This is a genomic window from Geodermatophilus sp. SYSU D00742, assembly GCF_054049935.1.
Genome location: NZ_JBJGYJ010000048.1, coordinates 1 through 19,328 on the forward strand (window position 1 = coordinate 1; position 19,328 = coordinate 19,328).

Genomic DNA, 19,328 nt, shown 5'->3' on the forward strand with positions numbered 1-19,328 from the left:
CAGACGAGCCCCCCCCACCCCCCGCCCCCCCCCCCCCCCCCCCCCCCCCCCCCCCCCCCCCCCGCCCCCCCCCCCCCCCCCCCCCCCCCCCCCCCCCCCCCCCCCCCCCCCCCCCCCCCCCGGGGGGCGGTCGCGCGCGTGGCCGGCCTGCGCAGGTAGCCCGGGCCGCCCCATCGGCACGCGGATCCGCGGTCGTGACCGTCCGGAGGTGTCCCGGAGGTGATCCGTGGTCAGACCGGCAGCACCCGTCACACCCGTCCCAGACGCCTCGCGCACCTGACCGGACCGGTCCGTCCGGACCGGTAGACAGGCCGCATGAGCGCCACGGACCTCCGGTCGACCGACACCAGCACCCGGCCGGCCGTGGCGATCTCCGCGACGTCCACCCCCGTCCTCAGCTACGCCCTCGCCCACAACCGGGTCCCGGTGGTCAGCCGGCTGGCGTTCACCAACCACGGCGGCGCGGTGCGCGCGGCGACGGTGCGACTGGGCGTGCGCGACGCCGAGGGCCCGATCGGCACCGCCGTGGAGCTGCTGGTCGATCTCGACGCCGGCCAGACCACGGTGCTCAGCGACGTCGGCCTCGTCATGGACCCCGCCGCGATGCTGCAGATCGAGGAGCAGCGCCCGGGCTCGATCGAGATCGACCTGCTCGTCGACGGCGAGGACGTCGCGGGCACCGCCGTGCCGGTGCAGGTGCTGGCCGCCAACCAGTGGCTGGCCGCTCCCGTCCCGCTGGCGCTGGAGATGCTCGCGGCCCACGTCATGCCCAACCACCCGGCGGTGACCGCGCTGATCGCCGAGGCCGGCGAGCTGCTCGAGGCGCGCACCGGCAGCCCGTCGGTGCAGGGCTACCAGTCCGGCCCGGAGCGGGCCGACGAGATCGTGGAGGCGCTGACCGAGGCGATGCGCCGCCGGGCCATCCGCTACAGCGAGCCCCCGGCGAGCTGGGCCGACGTCGGGCAGAAGGTGCGCACGCCCGGCGACGTCCTCGACGGCCGCGTCGGCACCTGCCTGGACACCGTCGTCGTCCTCGCCGCCGCCCTGGAGCAGGCCGGCATCCGGCCGCTGCTGTGGCTGGCCGAGGGCCACGCCTTCCTCGGCTACTGGCGCGAGGAGCGCGGCGCGGAGAGCGCCGCGACCACCGACGTCGCCCCGCTGGTGAACCTGGTCGACCTCGGCCTCGTGCGCCTGGTGGAGACCACGCTGCTGACCAGCCGGGCGCGCGACGACCAGCCGCAGGACCTGCACTCCCCGGCCTACGACGCGTGGCTGAGCGGCGACCTCGACCGGGTCCTGGGCGTCACCGACGTCCACCGCGCCCGGCGCGACGGCATCGTGCCGCTGCCCGCCCGCACCCGCGGCCCGGACGGCGCGGTGCAGGTGTTCGAGTACCGGCCGGCGCAGCACAGCGTCGCCGCGAGGCCGGTCGAGCGGGTGCCCGCGCCGGCCCAGCCGGGCCGCGCCGAGACCCCCGCCCGGGTCCAGCAGTGGAAGAACAGCCTGCTCGACCTCTCGCTGCGCAACCGGCTGATCAACTACTCCGAGCGCGCCGGGCTGCCGCTGGCCGTGCCCGCCGCGCACCTGGGCACCCTGGAGAACCTGCTGCACGCCGGCACCGCGGTGCAGCTGCTGCCCAGCGACCGGATCGCCGCCGTCCAGCGCGAGCGGGGGCTGCGTTCGGCCGCGGAGCTCCCGGCCGACGTGCTGGCCGAGCTGCTGGTGGAGCGGCGGTCGGTGCACGCCGACGTCTCCGAGGGCGGCTACCTGCCCCGGCTGCGCAACCTCGCCTACAAGGCGAAGACGGTGCGGGAGGAGACCGGCGCCAACAACCTGTACCTGGCGCTGGGCAGCCTGGCCTGGGAGCTCGACGGCCGGCCGCTGCGCTCGCCGCTGGTGCTGGTGCCGGTCACCCTGACCCCCACCAGCCGCAACGGCGTCTACCGGCTGACCCTCGACGACACCGGCACCAGCACCCCGAACCACTGCCTGCTGGAGAAGCTGCGCCAGTTGCACGGGCTCACCGTGCCGGGGCTGACCGAGCCGGCCGAGGACGGCGCCGGCATCGACGTCGACCGCGCGATGCAGGCCATGCGCCAGGCGCTGGCCGATGCGGGGGTCCCCTACCGCGTCGAGCCGACCGCCGACCTCGCCGTCCTGCAGTTCGCCAAGTTCCGGCTGTGGAAGGACCTCGACGAGCACTGGGCCGACTTCACGGCCAACCCGCTGGTCCGGCACCTCGTGCACCAGCCCACCGAGGCGTTCCCCGACCCCGCGCCGGACACCGCCGGCCGGGTCGACCTCGACGAGCTCGCCGCCGGCTGCCCCGTCCCGGCCGACGCCTCGCAGCTGCGCGCCGTCGCCGAGGCCGCCGCGGGCCGCACGTTCGTGCTGGAGGGCCCGCCCGGCACCGGCAAGTCGCAGACCATCACCAACCTGCTGACCCGCGCGGTCGCCGACGGCAAGCGGGTGCTGTTCGTCGCCGAGAAGCGGGCGGCCCTGGACGTCGTCGCCCGGCGGCTCGAGGCCGTCGGCATGGGCCCCTTCGCCCTCGACCTGCACGACAAGGGCAGCAAGACCTCGGTGGTGCGGGCGCAGATCAAGGCGGCGCTGGAGCACGCGGTCGCCGTCGACGAGCAGGGCCTGGCCGCCGACGGCGAGGACCTCCGCTCCGCCCGCCGCACCCTCGCCCGCTACGCCGACCGGCTGCACGCCGAGAACGCCGCCGGGCTGTCGTACTACTCGGCGCGGACCGCGGCCCTGGCCGTGCGCGAGGGCGTCCCGGCGATGCCGCTGCCGATGCCGTTCGTGGCCGGGGCGTCGGTCGAGACGATGACCGCGGTGCGCCGCGCGCTGGCCCTCCTGCCCGACATCGCCGACCTGGTGCGGCCCTCGCCGCAGCACGCGTGGGCGTTCGTCGACACCGCACGGGTCGACCTGCTCGCCGCCCAGCAGGCCGCCGCGGCCGTCGACGCCGGGATCCGCGAGCTGCCGGCCGAGCCGCACCTGGCCCGGGCGCTGCGCGAGGTGCGGACGCCGGAGGACCTCGCCGCGCTGGCGCACCTGCTGTCCGGGCCGGCGACCTCCCTCGACGTGCTCGACGAGGTGCCGACCGAGCGCTGGACGGTCGCGACCACGACCGTCCTGGGCGAGGTCGCCGCGTTCGCCGGCGCCGTCCACCCGGGGCTGGAGCTGGCCACGCCGGCCGCGCTGGAGCTGCCGCTGGCGGAGCTGTACGTCGCCGCGCAGACCGCGCAGGCCGGGCGCTGGATGGTCCGCCGGAGGGGGCTGCGCGCGGTCCGCGACCAGCTGGCCCCGGTGCTGCGGCCCGGCGTCAAGGTGAAGCTCAGGGACGTCCCCGAGCTGACCGCCTCCCTGTGGCGGGTGCAGACCGCGGCGCACGGGATCGCCGCGCGCGCCTCGGTCATCCCCGGGCTGTCGGTCCCGGCCGGCTGGAACCCGCTGGTCGACCCGACGCTGCTCGACGGGCAGGTGGCCTGGCTGCGCGCGGCCGGTGCCGCCACGGACCGGGACGGCCAGTTCGCCGCCGCCCTGCGCCGCTGGGTCGTCCAGGGCCCCGGGCCCGACGCCGCCGTCGGCGCGGCCGTCGCCCGGCTGCGCGACGCCGTGACGACGCTGCTGCGGGTGTGCTCCACCGGCTCCCGCCAGCTCGCCCGCTGGGCCGGGAACGACGGCCTGGTGCTGCGCTGGCACATGACCCGCCCCGAGCGCGGCGTGGAGCACACCGGGCTGATGTCGCTGCGCCGCTGGGCGGACTTCATCGACACCCTCGAGCCGCTGCGCGCCGCCGGCCTGCACGAGGCCCGGGCCGTGCTGCTCAGCGGCGAGCTGCCCGCCGACGACGCGGTGCGTGCCTTCGAGCACGGCCTCGCCCTCGCCTCGGTCGCCGAGCGGCGCGCCGCCTCCGGCCTGGACGGGTTCGACGCCGAGGTCCACCAGAAGGCGATCACCCGCTTCACCGCCGCCTCGAGGGCCGTCCGGGAGCACCTGCGCTCGGCGCTGCCCGGCGCGGTGCTCGCGGCCCGCCCGTTCGACGCCGCCAGCGGCAACGGCCAGGTCGGCGCGCTGCAGCGGGAGCTCGCCAAGTCCCGCCGCGGGCTGGGCGTGCGCGGGCTGCTGGCCCAGTACGGCAAGCTGGTCACCGCCGTCATGCCGTGCGTGCTGGTCTCCCCCGACTCGGTGGCGCGGTTCTTCCCGGCCGAGGCGGGCCTGTTCGACCTGGTCGTGTTCGACGAGGCCTCGCAGATCCGGGTGGCCGACGCGGTCGGCGCGCTGGGCCGGGCCAGGGCCGCGGTGGTCGTCGGTGACAGCAAGCAGATGCCGCCGACGTCCTTCGCCGAGCCGTCCTCCGGATCGGCCGAGGACGACGCGATCGAGCTGCTGGGCACCGCGGTCGAGGACGAGGAGTCCATCCTCTCCGAGTGCGTGCAGGCCCGGGTGCCGCGGCAGTGGCTGTCGTGGCACTACCGCAGCCAGGACGAGTCGCTGATCGCGTTCAGCAACGCCAACTACTACGAGAACCGGCTCTCGTCGTTCCCGGCGCCCACCCACGGCCGGCCCTCGGCCGACGTCGACGGGCGCGGCATCTCGCTGGTGCGGGTCAACGGCACCTTCCACCGCTCCGGCGCCGGACGGCTGCTGCGCACCAACCCGATGGAGGCCAAGGCGGTCGTGGCGGAGATCCGCCGCCGCTTCGACGCCTCCCCCGACCAGCTGCCCTCGATCGGCGTCATCACGTTCAACGTGCAGCAGCGGGCCTACATCGAGGGCCTGCTGCGCGACGCCGGCGACGACCGCCTCGTGGAGGCGCTGGACCGCACCGACGGCGAGGGGCTGTTCGTCAAGAACCTGGAGAACGTGCAGGGCGACGAGCGCGACGTCGTGCTGTTCTCCACCGGGTTCAGCGTCAACGACCGCGGGTTCCTCCCGCTGAACTTCGGCCCGCTCAACCGGGTCGGCGGCGAGCGGCGGCTCAACGTCGCGGTCACCCGCGCCCGGCGTCAGGTCGTCGTCTTCTCCTCCTTCGACCCGTCGCAGCTGCGCGCGGAGCAGACCTCGTCGGTGGGCATCAAGCACCTGCGCGCCTACCTGGACCTCGCCGCGCTGGGCACCGACGCCCTCCCCCGCGACGCCCGGCCGGTCGCCGTCCCCGACCGGCACCGCGACGAGATCGCCGCCGCGCTGCGCGACCGCGGGCTCGTCGTGCGCACCGACGTCGGGCTCTCGGAGTTCCGGGTGGACCTGTCGGTCGCCCGCGCCGAGGCGCCGGACGCGCCGCTGATGGCCGTGCTCCTCGACGGCCCCACCTGGGCCCGCCGGCAGACCGTCGGCGACCGCGACGGTCTGCCGGTCGACGTGCTCGCCGGGATGCTGCGCTGGCCGGCGGTCGAGCGCGTGTGGCTGCCGACCTGGCTGCGCGACCGCGACGCCGTGCTCGACCGGCTGGTCGCCGCCGTCGACGCGGTGCCGGCGCCCGAGGTGCCGGCCCGGGGAGCGAGGACGGCCCTCCCCGCCCCCACGCTCCCCGAGGACGCCCCGGTCGTCGGGGAGCCGGTCGCCGGCGGGCCGGTGGACGTCGTCCCGCCCGTGCCCGCCCCCGCCGAGCCGCCCGCGACCGAGCTGAGGTCAGCGGTGCCGCTGCGGGGTCCCGCACCGGTCGTCGTGGAGGTGCCGGTGCCCGCGCCGGCGGTCGGGGTCCCGGTCGTCGACGAGCCGGTCGCCGAGCCCGCCGCGGTCGCCGAGGCGCCCGTGGTGGCGTCCGCCGGCGAGGTGCCGCACAGCGAGGCACGCGCCGAGGCGGGCGTCCCGGCACCGGACGTCGACGCGGCGCCGTCCCGGCCCGCCCGGCGGACGGCGCGGAAGACCGTTTCGCCGCTGGACGGCGAGCTGCCGTTCGTCCCGTGGGTGCCCAAGACCGCCGGGGACCGCAAGGTGCTCGACCTGCTCTCCGACGCGCGGATCGCGCGCACGGTGAAGCGGGTCCTCACCGCGGGGCTCAAGGCCGAGGGGCCCGTGCACCGCGACCGGCTGGCCCGGCTGGCCGCGGGCGCGTTCGGGCTCACCCGGGTCAGCGAGGCCCGGCGCGACGCGCTGCTCGCGCTGCTGCCGCCGGCCACCCTCGCCGGTGAGTTCGTCTGGCCCGAGGCGCTCGACCGCGACACCTGGTCGGCCTTCCGCCGCCAGGCCGCCAGCGCCGACCGGCCGCTGGAGCACGTGGCACCGGAGGAGGTCGGCAACGCCATGGTCGCCCTGTGCCGCGCCAGCGCCGGCATGACGCAGGACGAGCTGTTCCTGCGGACGGCGGAGGTGTTCGGCTACCGCCGCCGGACGCCGTCCCTGCTGCCGCTGCTGGAGGCCGCACTGGGCCGGGTCGTGGCCGCCGGTCGGCTCGTCCGCCAGGACTCCGGCCTGCTCACCGCGGCGGCGTGACCGGGCTGCGCGCGGGCCGGTGCGGCACGTCGGCGACGATGGCGGGATGAGCTCTCCCTCGCTCGCGGGCACCGCCCTGGACCCGGGGTCGTTCGAGGCGGCGGTGCGGGAGGCCGTCCGCCGCCTCGCCGGCGTCGCCGAGCGGACCCCGCTGCAGCGCAACGCCCGGCTCTCCGCCCTCACCGGGGCCGACGTCTGGGTGAAGCGGGAGGACCTCCAGGTCGGGCGCTCCTACAAGGTGCGCGGCGCGTACAACACGATCGCCGGCCTCGACGCCGCCGCCCGCGGCGCCGGGGTGGTGTGCGCCAGCGCCGGCAACCACGGTCAGGGCGTGGCGTACGCGTGCCGGGCGCTGGGGGTGCACGGTTCGGTGTTCGTGCCGGGGACGACGCCGCGACAGAAGCGCGAGCGCATCCGCGCCCTCGGCGGCGACGCGGTGGACCTCGTCGTCACCGGCGACTCCTACGACGAGGCGGCCGCCGCCGCGGCGGCGTTCGCCGGGCGCACCGGCGCCACCCTGGTGCCGGCCTTCGACGCGCTGTCCACCGTGGTCGGGCAGGCGACGGTCGGCGTCGAGGTGCTCGAGCAGCTCGGCGTCCCGCCGGACGTCGTGGTGCTGCCGGTGGGCGGCGGCGGGCTCCTCGCCGGCTGCGGCACGTGGCTGCGCGCCCACAGTCCCGGGACCCGGCTCGTCGGCGTCGAGCCGGCCGGCGCGGCGAGCATGGCCGCCGCCCTCGCCGCCGGCTCCCCGGTGGAGCTGCCCGAGATCGACACCTTCGTCGACGGTGCCGCCGTCCGCCGGGTCGGGGAGGTGACCCTGCCGCTGGTCCGCGACTGCGGCGCCGAGCTGGTCGCCGTCCCCGAGGGCCAGATCTGCACCGAGATGCTCGACCTGTACCAGGTGGACGGCGTCATCGCCGAGCCCGCGGGGGCGCTGGCGTCGGCCGCGCTGACCGGCGGGCTGGTGGGCGTCGAGCCGGGTCGGACGGTCGTGTGCGTGCTGTCCGGGGGCAACAACGACGTCAGCCGGTACGCCGAGGTGGTCGAGCGGTCGCTGGTGCACCGCGGGCTCAAGCACTACTTCCTGGTCGAGTTCCCGCAGGAGCCGGGGGCCCTGCGCCGCTTCCTCGACGAGGTGCTGGGGCCCGACGACGACATCGTGCTGTTCGAGTACGTGAAGCGGGACAACCGCGAGACCGGCGCCGCCCTGACCGGCATCGAGATCGGGCGCGCCGCCGACCTGCCGGAGCTGCTGGCCCGCATCGAGGCCAGCCCGCTGCGCATCCAGCACCTGGCGCCGGGGACCACCGCCTACCGCTTCCTGGTCTGACCCGCCAGGACGGCCTCCTGCGGGCCGCCGGTCACCGCGGCCACCGGGTCCAGCCAGCCCTCCGCCCTGGACACCCCGAGAGCCACCTCGACGAGGCGCCGGACCGCCGCGCCGGCGCCGGGCCGCCAGTAGACCTGGACCGGGATGAGCGGTGCCGGCTCGACGGCGCGCCAGACGAAGCCGTCGGGCAGGGGGTCGAACTGCGTCACGAACGCCACCGAGAACGCCTGGCCCGCGACGATCTCCGCGCGCGCGGCCGGGTCGCGGTGGAACAGCGCGGAGGTCAGGTACTCGAACTCGTGGATGGGCCCGTGGAAGCCGTGCCGGCGGAAGGAGCCGACCACCTGGTCGAAGAAGTCCGGCGAGAACTGGCGGGGCCAGATGGCCAGGGTCGAGTCGGCCAGCTGCGGCACGGTGAGCACCCGGTGCGCGGCCAGCGGGTGGCCGGCGCCGAGCACGATGCCGATCGGCTCGTCCCGCAGCCGGACCGACTCGAGGTCCTCGCCCACGTTGGCCGACCGCGCCATCCCGACGTCCACCCGCCCGGCCCGGACCGCCTCCAGGCTCTCCGGCTGCCACATCTCGCACATCTGCAGGGACAGCTCCGGGAGACGTTCGTGGACGGCGGAGACCAGCCGGGGCAGGGTCTCCTGGACCAGCGTCGGCGTGTACGAGACGACCAGCCGTCCGCTCTCCCCCGCGGCGACCCGCTGGGTCTGCTCCAGTGCCGACGCGACCAGGCGGAGCACCGCCTGGGCCTGTTCCAGCAGCACCGCACCGGCCTCGGTGAGCTCCACCCGGCGCGTGGTCCGGCGGAAGAGCTGGACCCCGAGGCCGTGCTCCAGCTGCTGCACCTGCGCGCTGAGCGACTGCTGCGCCAGGTGCACCCGCCGTGCCGCCCGGGAGAAGTTCAGCTCCTCGGCGACGGCCACGAAGGCGCGCAGGTGGCGGAGCTCGACGTCGTCCTTCACCGCACCCTGACCCTCCTGCGCCCCGGCGGGACCCTCCTGCGGGTCCGGCCCGGAGCGCCGGCCGTGGTCGCCGCGGCGGATTGACCACGCTAGCCGGTCAATCCACCGCGGATCACTGTTTCCCACGTCGCCCGAGCCGGTCCTAGGTTCGGCCCCAGGTGGTCGTCGGAGCCCACCGGGGAGGGGCGGATCGGTGCAGCTGGTCAGTTTCCGCCGCACGGGAGCAGCGGGGTCTCCGCTCCCCGGGCTGCTCCATGCCGGGCAGGTCGTCGACCTCGCCGCGGCCGCGAGGACCCTCGCCCCGGACACCCCGCCGCCGGACTCGGTGCTCGCGCTCCTCCGGCGGGGTGAGCAGGGCCTCGACCTCGCCCGGTCGTGCCTGGAGAGGGCCCGGGAGACCGGCGACTGTCTCCTGCCGCTCGACGGGGTCCGGCTCGCCGCACCCCTGCCCCGCCCGAACTCGATGCGCGACTTCATGCTCGTCGAGGAACACGTCCGGAACAGCCTGGGCACCGTGCCCGCCGAGTGGTACCGGCTGCCGATCCACTGGAAGGGCAACCCGGACACGGTGATCGGGCCGGAGGACGAGGTCCCCTGGCCGCACTACACCGACAAGCTCGACTACGAGCTGGAGGTGGCCGCGGTGCTGGGGAGGCCCGCCTCCCAGGTGACGCCGGAGCAGGCCCTGGACTGCATCGTCGGCTACACGGTCTTCAACGACTGGAGCGCGCGGGACATCCAGTTCCGCGAGATGGAGGTCCGGCTCGGGCCCGCCTTCGGCAAGGACTTCGCCACCTCCCTGGGCCCGACCCTCACCACCGCGGACGCCGTCGACATCTCCACCGCGCGGATGAGCGCCCGGGTCAACGGGGAGACGTGGTCCGAGGGCACGCTCGGCGCGATGGTCTTCAGCTTCGCCGAGGTCGTCTCGACCCTGTCGGTCGACCAGCCGCTGCAGCCCGGGGACGTCATCGGTGGCGGGACGATCGGCCGCGGGTGCGGCCTGGAGCTGGACCGCTGGATCCAGCCCGGCGACGTCGTCGAGCTCGAGGTGGAGGGGATCGGCGTCCTGCGCAACACCGTCGGCAAGAAGCGGGACGCCCCCGGCTACGGGATCGACCTGACCTCCCGGCCCGGCTGACCCCTCCCCTGCACACGCGCGCTGTCGGCTCGACCGCGCGCTCCCACCTCCCGACGCAACGGAGAAGCGCATGCCCGACGTGATCCTGCAGGTGTACCCCACGCTCGGCGACGAGCAGGAGATGGCCGCCCGCCGCCCCATCGGCCGGGACAACGACGCCTACCAGCGGATGCTGGAGGGCCTGGTCGAACTGGTGAAGGCCGCCGACGACCTCGGCTACTGGGGCATCACGCACGTCGAGCACCACATGCACTCCGAGGGGATGGAGATCTCCCCCGCGCCCCTCATGCTCAACCTCTACCTGGGGCAGCACACCAAGCGCCTCCGGCACGGTCAGCTGGGGCTGGTGCTGCCGGCGCACGACCCCATCCGCCTGGCGGAGGAGATCGCCGTCGTCGACCACATGCTGAGGGGCCGGCTGTTCGTCGGCATGGCCCGCGGCTACCAGGCCCGGTGGCAGAACATCCTCGGACAGCGGTTCGGGGTGACCTCCACGGCGTCGGACATGAGCGACGCCGACCAGCGGAACCGGCTGCTGTTCTCCGAGAACTTCGCGATCATGAAGAAGGCGTGGACGGAGCCGCTGCTGCAGTACGACGGCCCGACCTACAAGGTGCCGTTCCCGGTCGAGGGCATCCCGAACTGGCCGCCGGCGAAGACGATCACCGGCCCCTACGGTCAGCCGGGCGAGGTCGACGAGCACGGCACGGTCAAGGGCGTCAGCGTGGTGCCCCGGCCCTACCAGAGCCCGCACCCGCAGCTGTTCCAGGCCTTCGGCGCCAGCCCCGGCACGCTGCAGTGGTGCGGGGAGGAGGACGTCACCCCGACGATCCTCATGGGCTCGCACGAGAAGCTGCGCCAGCTCATGGACATCTACGTGCAGGGCGCCAACTCACGCGGGCGCAACCCGAGGTTCGGGGAGGGCATCGGCGTCTGCCGCACCTTCTACGTCTACCCGAACGGCACGCCGGAGGACGAGGTGCGGGCCCGCATCCGGGCCAGCGTCGACCGCTACGAGAAGCCGGTCTGGCAGGGCTGGTACGAGCAGTTCGGGTTCATGGAGGGCGCCCGGTACGACGGCGAGGAGGGACCGGTGCCCAAGCCCGGGGAGCACCTCGCCGACCGGCTGATCAACAGCGGACTGCTCATCGGCGGCACGGTCGACGACGTCAAGCGCCAGGTCGGGGACTTCCTCACGAAGCTGCCCATCGACTACTTCGTGTGGCTCTTCCACTGGGGCATGATCCCGCGCGACGAGGGCCTGCAGATGCTCGAGCTGTTCTCCACCGAGGTCATGCCGGAGTTCGGCCTGGCCGAGGCCACGACCGGGCAGGCCTGAGAGTGGACCCCGTCACGCTCCCGCTGGAGGGGACATGAGCACCAGCAACGCCCACACGGCGGTCCTGCCGCCGCCGACGATCGAGAGCCTCGGCGGCGGTTTCCACGCCTTCGTCCAGCTCGACGGCAGCTGGGGTCTGAACAACGCCGGCGTCCACGTCGGGCAGCGCGGGGTCACCCTCGTGGACACGGCGTTCACCGCCGCCCGCGGTCAGGGGCTCAAGGACGCCGTCGGCACGCTGACCGAGACCCCCGTCCGGACGATCGTCAACACGCACCACCACGGCGACCACACCTACGGCAACTACCTGTTCCCGCAGGCGACGATCGTCGGCCACGACCTGTGCCGGCAGACGATGCTGGCCGTGGGCCTGGAGACGCAGCAGTGGTTCCCGGGCGTCGAGTGGGGTGACCTGGAGATCGCCGCACCGACGGTCACCTTCGACGAGTCGGTGACCGTCTACTGCGACGACGTCGCCACCACGCTGCGGTACGTCGGGCAGCCGGCCCACACCACCAACGACGTCACCGTGTGGGTGCCCGAGCGCGGCCTGCTCTTCGCCGGCGACCTGCTCTTCAACGGCGGGACCCCGTTCGTGGTGATGGGGTCGGTGCAGGGCCTCGTCGTCGCGCTGACCGAGCTCCAGGCGCTCGACGCGGCGACGATCGTGCCCGGGCACGGCGCCGTCTGCGACGCCGAGGTCATCGGCGGCCAGCTGGACTACCTGCGGTTCGTGCAGGAGCGGGCCCGCGAGGGGTTCGGTGCGGGGGATCCCCCGCTGGAGGTGGCACGCCGCACCGACCTGGGCGACTTCGCCCGCTGGACGGATCCCGAGCGGCTGGTCGGCAACCTGCACCGCGCCTACTCCGAGCTCCGGGGCGAGCCGCAGGGGGCGCCCCTGGACTACCACCTCATCGTGGACGAGATGATCACGTACAACGGCGGTCGACCGCTGACCTGCCTCGCCTGACCGCCGCCCGGGTGCGCTCGGACGCGTCAGGGGATGCGGTAGGCGTCGCCGTAGGTGGACCAGCGCAGCGGCGGGTCCAGGTGCAGGTTGCCCTCCGCGAGGAACCGCCGCTGCGCGGTCTCCACCCGGCTGGTGTCGCGGTGCGCGCGCTCGGCCCGCATCGCCGCCACCCGCGCGTCCAGGAACGCGTCGAGCCACTCGGTCTCGTCGCCGCCCTGGGCGGGCGGGGTCGCGGTCTCCAGCGCGGCGGCCCGGATGCCGCCGAAGCTCAGCCGGTCCTCGCCCGGGCCGTGCATGACCATCGCGTCGAAGTACGCGAACTGGCCGAGCGCGTGCACGCCGTCGGCCACGCCCTGCGTCACGGCCGGGTCGAGGTAGGCGGTGTCGACGACGTGGTCCTGCGCCGCCCGGAACAGCGGGTCGCGGGCGGCGGCCCGCCAGTCGGCGACGAACGCCGGGCCGAGGCCCTCCTGGGTCACCGAGCCCATGCCGAGCTCCTCCTGCTCGCGCAGCGCGGGCAGGTACCCCGCCAGCCGGTTGCCCGGTGCGAGCTCGGCGTAGTACTCGACCAGGCGGGTCATGTCGCCGCAGCCACTGCAGAAGCCGATCAGGCCGGCGGTGTAGCCGCGGTTCTCCTCGGCCACGCCCTCGACGTCCCACTCGATGTAGGCGTACTGCCCGCGCCAGTCCAGCGTGGAGTTCTCGGCGCTGGAGACCAGCTGCATCGCGATGTCCCGCGTGGCCGGGTCCCTGAGGTCGCCGGTGTCCTCCGGGTCGCCGCCGACCCGCGGGACGACGACGACCAGCAGCGCCAGCAGCACGGCCAGGCCGACGGCCGCCAGGACGGCGGACCGCGGTGGGCGCCGTCGGGGTGCGGCGTGCCGGTGCCGAGCCCTCCGCGGCCGCGCACCCGTGCCGGTCCCGCTCATCCACTCCCCCGACGTCCGCCCCACCGTCCCGGGACCCAACGTCCCGCACGGACCCGTGTGTTCCGCGGGACCAGGCCGGCGGGAGGAACGCGCACGCCGGACCGCTCGCCCGGGCCAGGCGGCGGTCGAGGGTGACCAGGGGCGCTCGTCCCCGCCGGTGCACGCAGCCGTGTGGCGTCGGCCTCCATGGTCGTTCCCAGGTCGGCGTTCTACCGTCGTCGTCCACCGTCGCCGATCCGGGAGGCCCGCACCGTGGACGAGGCGCTCGACCCCACCGGAGCCGTCGCCGACCTGGCCGGCACCCGCCAGGTGCACCTCCTCGAGCCCGGCGACCCCGACCGGATCGGGCCGTACACCCTCCTGTGCCGGCTGCCGCGCGGCGGCCAGGGCGCCGACGTCTTCGTCGGCTCGACCGGGGACGACGGGCCGCTGGTCGTCATCAAGCGGCTGCCCGAGGGGGCACCGGAGCTGGCCCGCAAGCGGCTGGCCCGCGAGGTGGAGAACGCCATGCGGGTGAAGAGCTCCCGCGTGGCCCGCATCGTCGACCAGGACCTCGACGCCGACGCGCCCCACTACGTGCAGGAGTACGTGTCGGGCACGCCGCTGGACGAGTTCCTGGCCCACCGCTCGGCCGGGCTCAACGCCGAGGAGCTGCGCCGGATCGCCATCGGCCTGCTCCGCGCGCTGCGGGACGTGCACGCCGCCGGCGTCGTCCACCGCGACGTCAAGCCCGGCAACATCATCATCTCCGGCAACGACGTGTGGCTGGTCGACTTCGGGATCAGCCGGTACATCGGCCCCGAGCCGCCCTCGGGCACCGCGACCACCGGCATGGCGGTGCTGGGCACGAAGCTGTTCGCCAGCCCCGAGCAGCTCCAGGGCGCCGCGCTCACCGAGGCCAGCGACGTCTACAGCTGGGGGATGGTGATCGCCTTCGCCGCCGGCGCGGTGCACCCGGTCGACCCGGACGACGCGATGTCGGACTCCGACTACTTCCTCGCCCTGCGCGGCGGCCGGCTCAACCTCTCGCGGGTGCCGCCCAACCTGCTCGACAGCGTCACCCAGGCGCTGCGCTTCGCCCCCGAGAAGCGGCCGTCGGTGCCGCAGCTGGCCCGGCAGGTCGAGCAGCAGACCCGCTGGCTGGGCGGCACCTCGCAGATCCCCGACCCGCGGACGACGATGCGCGACCTGCAGTCGGTGGGCGCGGTGGTCGAGGCGGCGCGCTACGAGCTGGCCCGGCTGGAACGGGCGGTCGCCGACACCCGCGCCGGGTTCGCCGCCGCCGTCGCGGTCGCCGTGCTGCTCGGGATCGTCGCCGGCCTGGTGCTGGCCGTCCTGTACCACGCCGTCTTCTGACCCCCGTCCCCGAGGAGGCCCTCCACCGTGTCCGGCATGTACGAGCGGGCGCTGACCCAGCAGCGCCTGGACGCGCGACGGCACCGCTACCGCGAGCGGCAGCGCGTGCTGCTGGCGGTGTTCTGCGCGACCGCCGTCGTCTTCTTCGTCCTCTTCGTCCGCTGAGCCGGCGATGAAGCGCCGCGTCTGCCCGCGTTGCCTGGAGCCGCTGACCACCCCGGTGTGGCGGGACGCCGCCGGGGTGCCGCGCCGCCCGCCGGTGGAGCGGCGCAGCCGGTGGCAGCGCCTGCTCGAGCCGCTGCGGACCGAACCGGCGCCGCCGCCCACCCCCCGGGACGCCGCCGTCGCGGCCGCCGCGAGCGTGAGCCCCACCTGCCCGAAGGGGCACCGGCTGCCGCCGGCCTACCTGGACCGCCCGACGATCGTCGTGGGCCTGGTCGGGCTGACCGGCGCGTCGAAGAGCACCTACCTGACCGTGCTGATCGACCAGCTGCACGAGGGGGCGCTGGCGCCGCTCGGCATCTCCGTGGAGATGGACGAGGAGAGCGCGGCCCGCTTCGACGACCACCGCTACCGGCTCATGGTGCAGCGCCGTCAGCTGCCGCTGACCCTGCCGCTGCTGGGCGAGGGCAGCTCACCGGAGCCCTTCATGCTCGTGCTGCGCGGCACCGGCCGCGGCGGCGGGGAGCGGGCGGTCAACCTGGTCTTCTTCGACGCCTCCGGGGAGCAGCTCTACCGCGCCGAGGACATGGGCCAGTACGGCAAGTTCCTCTACGCGGCGTCCTCGGTGCTCGTGCTGCTCTCCCCGGGCGTCTTCCCGCGGCTGCGGCACCTGGCCGACCCGGGCGAGGAGTCCATGGGGCTGGCCCGGCACACGCAGATGGTGGTGAACCTGGCCAACCTGCTGCGCACCGCCCGCAACCTGCACCCGGACAGCCCCCTGGAGGGGGTCTCGGCGTCGGTCGTGGTCACCAAGGCCGACAAGCTGCGCGGCCTGCCCGACTTCCCGGGCGGCGCGCTGCGCGACACCGACCTGGCCGCGATGCCGCTGCCGCACTGGTTCGCCGACGTGCGCGCCACCAGCTCCCGGCTGGTCGACTTCCTCGAGGCCAGCGGCGGCTCCAACCTGCTCACCGCGGTGCTCAACCGGCTGCCGCGGCCCACGGTGCACGCGGTGTCGGCCACCGGCGCCGACGCGCGCGACGGCGGCTACCCGGAGATCTCCCCCGTCGGCTGCCTGGACCCGCTGCTGGTGCTCCTGGCCCGGCACGGCTTCCTGTCCGAGGAGGGGCTGGACCCGGAGGAGGCCGGCTCGGCCCTGCGCGGTGAGTGGTTCGGATGAGCGGCCGCGCCTACGCCCAGGCGGTCTACACCTCCGCGCCGCGGACCCTGGAGGGCCCGGGCTTCGGCGTCTTCGCCCACTCCGCCGACTGGCCGGCCGAGGTGGGTCGCACCCGCAAGGTGCTCGGCGCGCTGGTCGGGTTCACCCCCGACGCCGGCGAGGCGTTCGGGCTGGTGCACCGCGGCGCCGGCCGGCTGCTCTACCGGAAGGTGGCCGCGCGCGCCGACGGGTTCGGCCGGCCGGGCAACTACCTGGTGCACCTGCTCTGGGACGACGGCGACCGGCTCGGCCTGCGGGAGCTGCTGGCGCTGCGCCGCACCGGCGGCTTCCTCGACGCGCTCGACGCGGACGCCGTCCCCACCGCGGAGCTGCCGCCGCTACGGGTGCCGCCGGCCGAGCGCACCGTCCCTGCCCTCACCGCCGAGGACGTCGACGCCCTCACCCCCTGTCTCGCGCTGCTGCTGGCCGCGCTCGCCGACGGCGCGGGCGGGTGCACGCTGCCGCGGCGGGCGCCGTCGGGCCGGGAGGTCGCCGACGTCGTCGCCACCGTGCTGCCGCGGGCGCTGACCGCCGACGTGTCCCTGAGCGCCGACCGCCAGGCCGACGACGACGACACGGCCGCGGTGGCCGTCACCCTCGTGGACGCCCCGGCGCGGGCGACCGCGGGCCCCGCCGACACCGAACGCGCCCGCTCCCTCCTCGCCGCGGCCAGCAAGGGCGACCTGCCGCCGGACACGATCGGCGACCTGCACGGGCTGGACGCCTGGCTGTTCGCCGACGACTGGGCCGAGCAGGACGCCGCCGACCTGACCGCCGAGCAGGTGGGCTGCGTGCTGGGGTCCGACGCCGCCGCGCGCTGGCTGGCCCGCGGACGCAACACCGCCGACGCGCTGGTCCTCGCCGCGGCCGAGCCGCCGGTGGCCACGGCGCTGCGGACGGCGGTGCGCCGGTCGGCCGCGGTGGCCCGGCGGGTGCGGGCCGAGGTGCTCGCCGGACTGCTCGACGAGGTGCTCGACGGCGCCGAGGGCCCCGACGAGACGGCAGTGACGCTCGCCGGGCTGACCCAGGGCGACCTGTGCGCGGCACTGGCCGAGGAGGTCGGCCGGGGCCGGCGGATCGCGCGCCTGGACCGCGCGGCGGGCCTGCTCGTCGAGCAGGCGCTGAGCCTCGGCGTCCGGCTGCCCCTGCTGCGGCTGACCGAGGACCGGTGGGAGCTGGCGCTGCTGGCGTCGCGGCGGCGGGTCGTCGGCGACGCGCTGGAGGAGCAGTGGCGCGCGGAGGGCGGGGCGTTCGACGAGGAGCACCGGGCGCTGCTCGGGCACCTGCTGGTGGCCGACGTCGGCTGGCTGGCCCGGCTGGAGCGGCACGTGCCGGCGTCGGCGCTGCCCCCGGTGCTGCGCTGGGCGGCGCTGCGGATGGACGTCTCCGGCGTCGAGAAGCTCGCCGCCGCGGTGGCCACCGGCGGCCACGCCGGTCGGGGCTGGGCCCTGCGCGAGGTGGTGTTCGGCTCGGAGCTGCCGGCGCCGGACGTCGACGTGGTCCTCGGCCGGTCCCTGGCGCTGCTGCTGGTGGACGACGGCTGGCCCGCGGACCTGGCCGAGTCCTTCGCCCGCGGCCGCGGCGCCGGGGACGACGTCCCCCGCCGGCGCCGCCGCCGGGGCTGACGCCGTCCCGGAGTGTGTCGCAGCCCTCCCTCCGGCAGGGACCTTGGGCCCGGTTGTGGACGGTCTGCTCTCGTTAACGTCGGCGACACGCGCCCGACTGCGAGGAGAGCACGTGAGCCAAGCCGTGCACGACCGTCCACTCCACTCCGTACCCGCCGGCGGCGGTGAGGACGTCGCCGCCGGGGCGACCGTCGGCCGGCTCGGCGGGGTCGCCGCGCTGCTCGGGAGGCCGCGCGCGATCGCGGCCGAGACCGTGCAGCTCGGCCGGGACCTCGTCGAGATCGTGCGCGGCACCGACCGCATCGCGCCCGCCCCGAGGGACCGGCGGTTCACCGACCCGGCGTGGACGGACAACCCCGGTTACCGGCGGCTGGGCCAGGGGTACCTCGCCTGGACGGCGGCGCTGCAGCGCGTGGTCGACCGGATGGAGGCCGACGGCGCGGACTGGCGGGAGGTCGAGCGGGCGCGCTTCGCGGTGAACGCACTGACCAGCGCGGCGGCGCCCACCAACACGCTGCTCGGCAACCCGGCGGCGCTCAAGCGGGCGCTGGAGACCGGCGGCGGCAGCGTCGTGCGCGGGACGAAGTCGCTGCTGGGCGACGTGCTGCACAACGGCGGCATGCCGGCGCAGACCGACCGCTCGGCGTTCCGCGTCGGCCGCAACCTCGGCATGACCCCGGGCGCGGTGGTCTACCGCGACGACGTCATCGAGCTCATCCAGTACTCGCCGTCGACCGAGAAGGTCCGCGAGCGGCCGCTGGTCGTCGTCCCGCCGCCCATCGGCCGCTTCTACTTCCTCGACCTGCGCCCCGGCCGCAGCTTCGTCGAGCACGCCGTCGCGCAGGGCCTGCAGGTCTTCATGATCAGCTGGCGGAACCCGACGCGGAAGCAGGCGCACTGGGACCTCGACACCTACGCCGAGCGGGTCCGCCGGGCGGTCGCGGTGGCCCGGCAGGTCACCGGCTCCCCCGACGTCAACACCGTCGGGTTCTGCGCCGGCGGCATCGTCATGACCACGCTGCTCAACCACCTGGCCGCCACCGGCGACGACAGCGTGCACAGCGCCGCGTACGGCGTGACGCTGCTGGACTTCGACTCCCCGGCACCGCTCGGCGCCTTCGCCGGCCGGTCCACGGTGGGCCTGGCCAGGCGGCTGTCGCGCACCCGCGGGGTGATCCCGGCGCGCTCGATGGGCAGCGTCTTCACCTGGATGCGCCCCGACGACCTGGTGTTCGGCTACCTGGTCAACCAGTGGCTGATGGGCGAGGCGCCGCCGGCGTTCGACGTCCTGGAGTGGAACGCCGACGGCACCAACCTGCCGGCCGCGCTGCACGAGCAGTTCCTGCGCGTCTTCCGGGACAACACGCTGCCGCGGCCAGGGGCGGAGACGGTGCTCGGCACCCCGGTCGACCTCGGCCGCATCACCGTGCCGACGTTCGTCGTCGGGGCGCTCACCGACCACATCACCCCGTGGAAGGGCACCTACCGCACCACCCAGCTGCTGTCGGGCCCCACCGAGTTCGTGCTCAGCTCCAGCGGCCACATCCAGAGCCTGGTGAACCCGCCGGGCAACCCGAAGATGAGCTACTGGACCGGCGGCCCGCTCGGCCCCGACCCCGAGGACTGGCGGGCCGGCGCGCAGCGGCACACCGGCAGCTGGTGGGACCACTGGGCGGAGTGGACCGTCGCCCGCTCCGGCGAGGAGGTGCCCGCCCCGCAGCAGCTCGGCAGCGAGGACCACCCGCCGCAGGAGGCGGCCCCCGGGCTCTACGTGCTGGACCGCGTCCCGGCCTGAGCGGGTGGCCGCGGCCGGCGCCCGGACGGGCGCCGGCCGCC

The 19,328-nt window shown here is 75.5% G+C and carries 12 protein-coding genes; 10 read left to right on the forward strand and 2 right to left on the reverse strand.

All coding sequences use genetic code 11. The annotated features are described in order from the left end of the window. The first annotated feature begins 315 nt into the window (after positions 1-315). Both ACI78V_RS21510 and ilvA read left to right on the forward strand, forming a co-directional pair. Positions 316-6,450 (forward strand): DUF4011 domain-containing protein, encoded by a 6,135-nt coding sequence (locus ACI78V_RS21510; RefSeq protein WP_456854505.1) that lies wholly within the window; start codon positions 316-318, stop codon positions 6,448-6,450. A gap of 46 nt (positions 6,451-6,496) precedes the next feature. Continuing rightward, positions 6,497-7,780 (forward strand): threonine ammonia-lyase IlvA, encoded by a 1,284-nt coding sequence (gene ilvA / locus ACI78V_RS21515; protein ID WP_456854507.1) that lies wholly within the window; start codon positions 6,497-6,499, stop codon positions 7,778-7,780. On the opposite strand, the gene ACI78V_RS21520 is transcribed toward ilvA, so the two are convergent. Further along, positions 7,762-8,751, reverse strand: coding sequence for a LysR family transcriptional regulator (locus tag ACI78V_RS21520; RefSeq protein WP_456854509.1), 990 nt, complete (start codon positions 8,749-8,751; stop codon positions 7,762-7,764). The genes ilvA and ACI78V_RS21520 overlap by 19 nt on opposite strands. Positions 8,752-8,944: 193 nt before the next feature. Here ACI78V_RS21520 and ACI78V_RS21525 point away from each other — a divergent pair, with 193 nt between their 5' ends. From ACI78V_RS21525 to ACI78V_RS21535, 3 genes are all read left to right on the forward strand, one after another. Continuing rightward, complete coding sequence (locus ACI78V_RS21525) at positions 8,945-9,892, forward strand: fumarylacetoacetate hydrolase family protein (protein ID WP_456854512.1); 948 nt, start codon at positions 8,945-8,947, stop codon at positions 9,890-9,892. Between the two features lie 70 nt (positions 9,893-9,962). Further along, the gene (locus ACI78V_RS21530; protein ID WP_456854514.1) at positions 9,963-11,231 is read left to right on the forward strand and encodes an LLM class flavin-dependent oxidoreductase; all 1,269 of its coding nucleotides are present in this window, start codon (positions 9,963-9,965) and stop codon (positions 11,229-11,231) included. Positions 11,232-11,265: 34 nt separating this feature from the next. Then, positions 11,266-12,201, forward strand: a complete 936-nt coding sequence (locus ACI78V_RS21535) for an MBL fold metallo-hydrolase (protein ID WP_456854516.1) — start codon at positions 11,266-11,268, stop codon at positions 12,199-12,201. 26 nt (positions 12,202-12,227) lie between these two features. On the opposite strand, the gene ACI78V_RS21540 is transcribed toward ACI78V_RS21535, so the two are convergent. Continuing rightward, a complete protein-coding gene (locus tag ACI78V_RS21540; RefSeq protein ID WP_456854518.1) occupies positions 12,228-13,130 on the reverse strand; it encodes a chitosanase in 903 nt (300 codons plus the stop codon). Positions 13,131-13,316: 186 nt separating this feature from the next. Between ACI78V_RS21540 and ACI78V_RS21545 the strand changes: the two genes are divergently transcribed. The 5 genes from ACI78V_RS21545 to ACI78V_RS21565 all read left to right on the forward strand — a co-directional run bounded on the left by ACI78V_RS21545 (position 13,317) and on the right by ACI78V_RS21565 (position 19,287). Continuing rightward, on the forward strand, positions 13,317-14,486 hold the full coding sequence (locus ACI78V_RS21545; RefSeq protein WP_456854521.1) for a serine/threonine-protein kinase: 1,170 nt from the start codon (positions 13,317-13,319) through the stop codon (positions 14,484-14,486). A gap of 27 nt (positions 14,487-14,513) precedes the next feature. After that, positions 14,514-14,651 (forward strand): hypothetical protein, encoded by a 138-nt coding sequence (locus ACI78V_RS21550; RefSeq protein ID WP_456854524.1) that lies wholly within the window; start codon positions 14,514-14,516, stop codon positions 14,649-14,651. 7 nt (positions 14,652-14,658) lie between these two features. Further along, a complete protein-coding gene (locus tag ACI78V_RS21555) occupies positions 14,659-15,828 on the forward strand; it encodes a TRAFAC clade GTPase domain-containing protein (RefSeq protein ID WP_456854526.1) in 1,170 nt (389 codons plus the stop codon). After that, positions 15,825-17,492: a GAP1-N2 domain-containing protein gene (locus tag ACI78V_RS21560; RefSeq protein WP_456854527.1), complete on the forward strand. Its 1,668-nt coding sequence runs from the start codon at positions 15,825-15,827 to the stop codon at positions 17,490-17,492. Before ACI78V_RS21555 ends, ACI78V_RS21560 begins: the two co-directional genes overlap by 4 nt. 112 nt (positions 17,493-17,604) lie before the next feature. Continuing rightward, positions 17,605-19,287, forward strand: a complete 1,683-nt coding sequence (locus ACI78V_RS21565) for a PHA/PHB synthase family protein (RefSeq protein ID WP_456854529.1) — start codon at positions 17,605-17,607, stop codon at positions 19,285-19,287. Positions 19,288-19,328 lie beyond the last annotated feature (41 nt).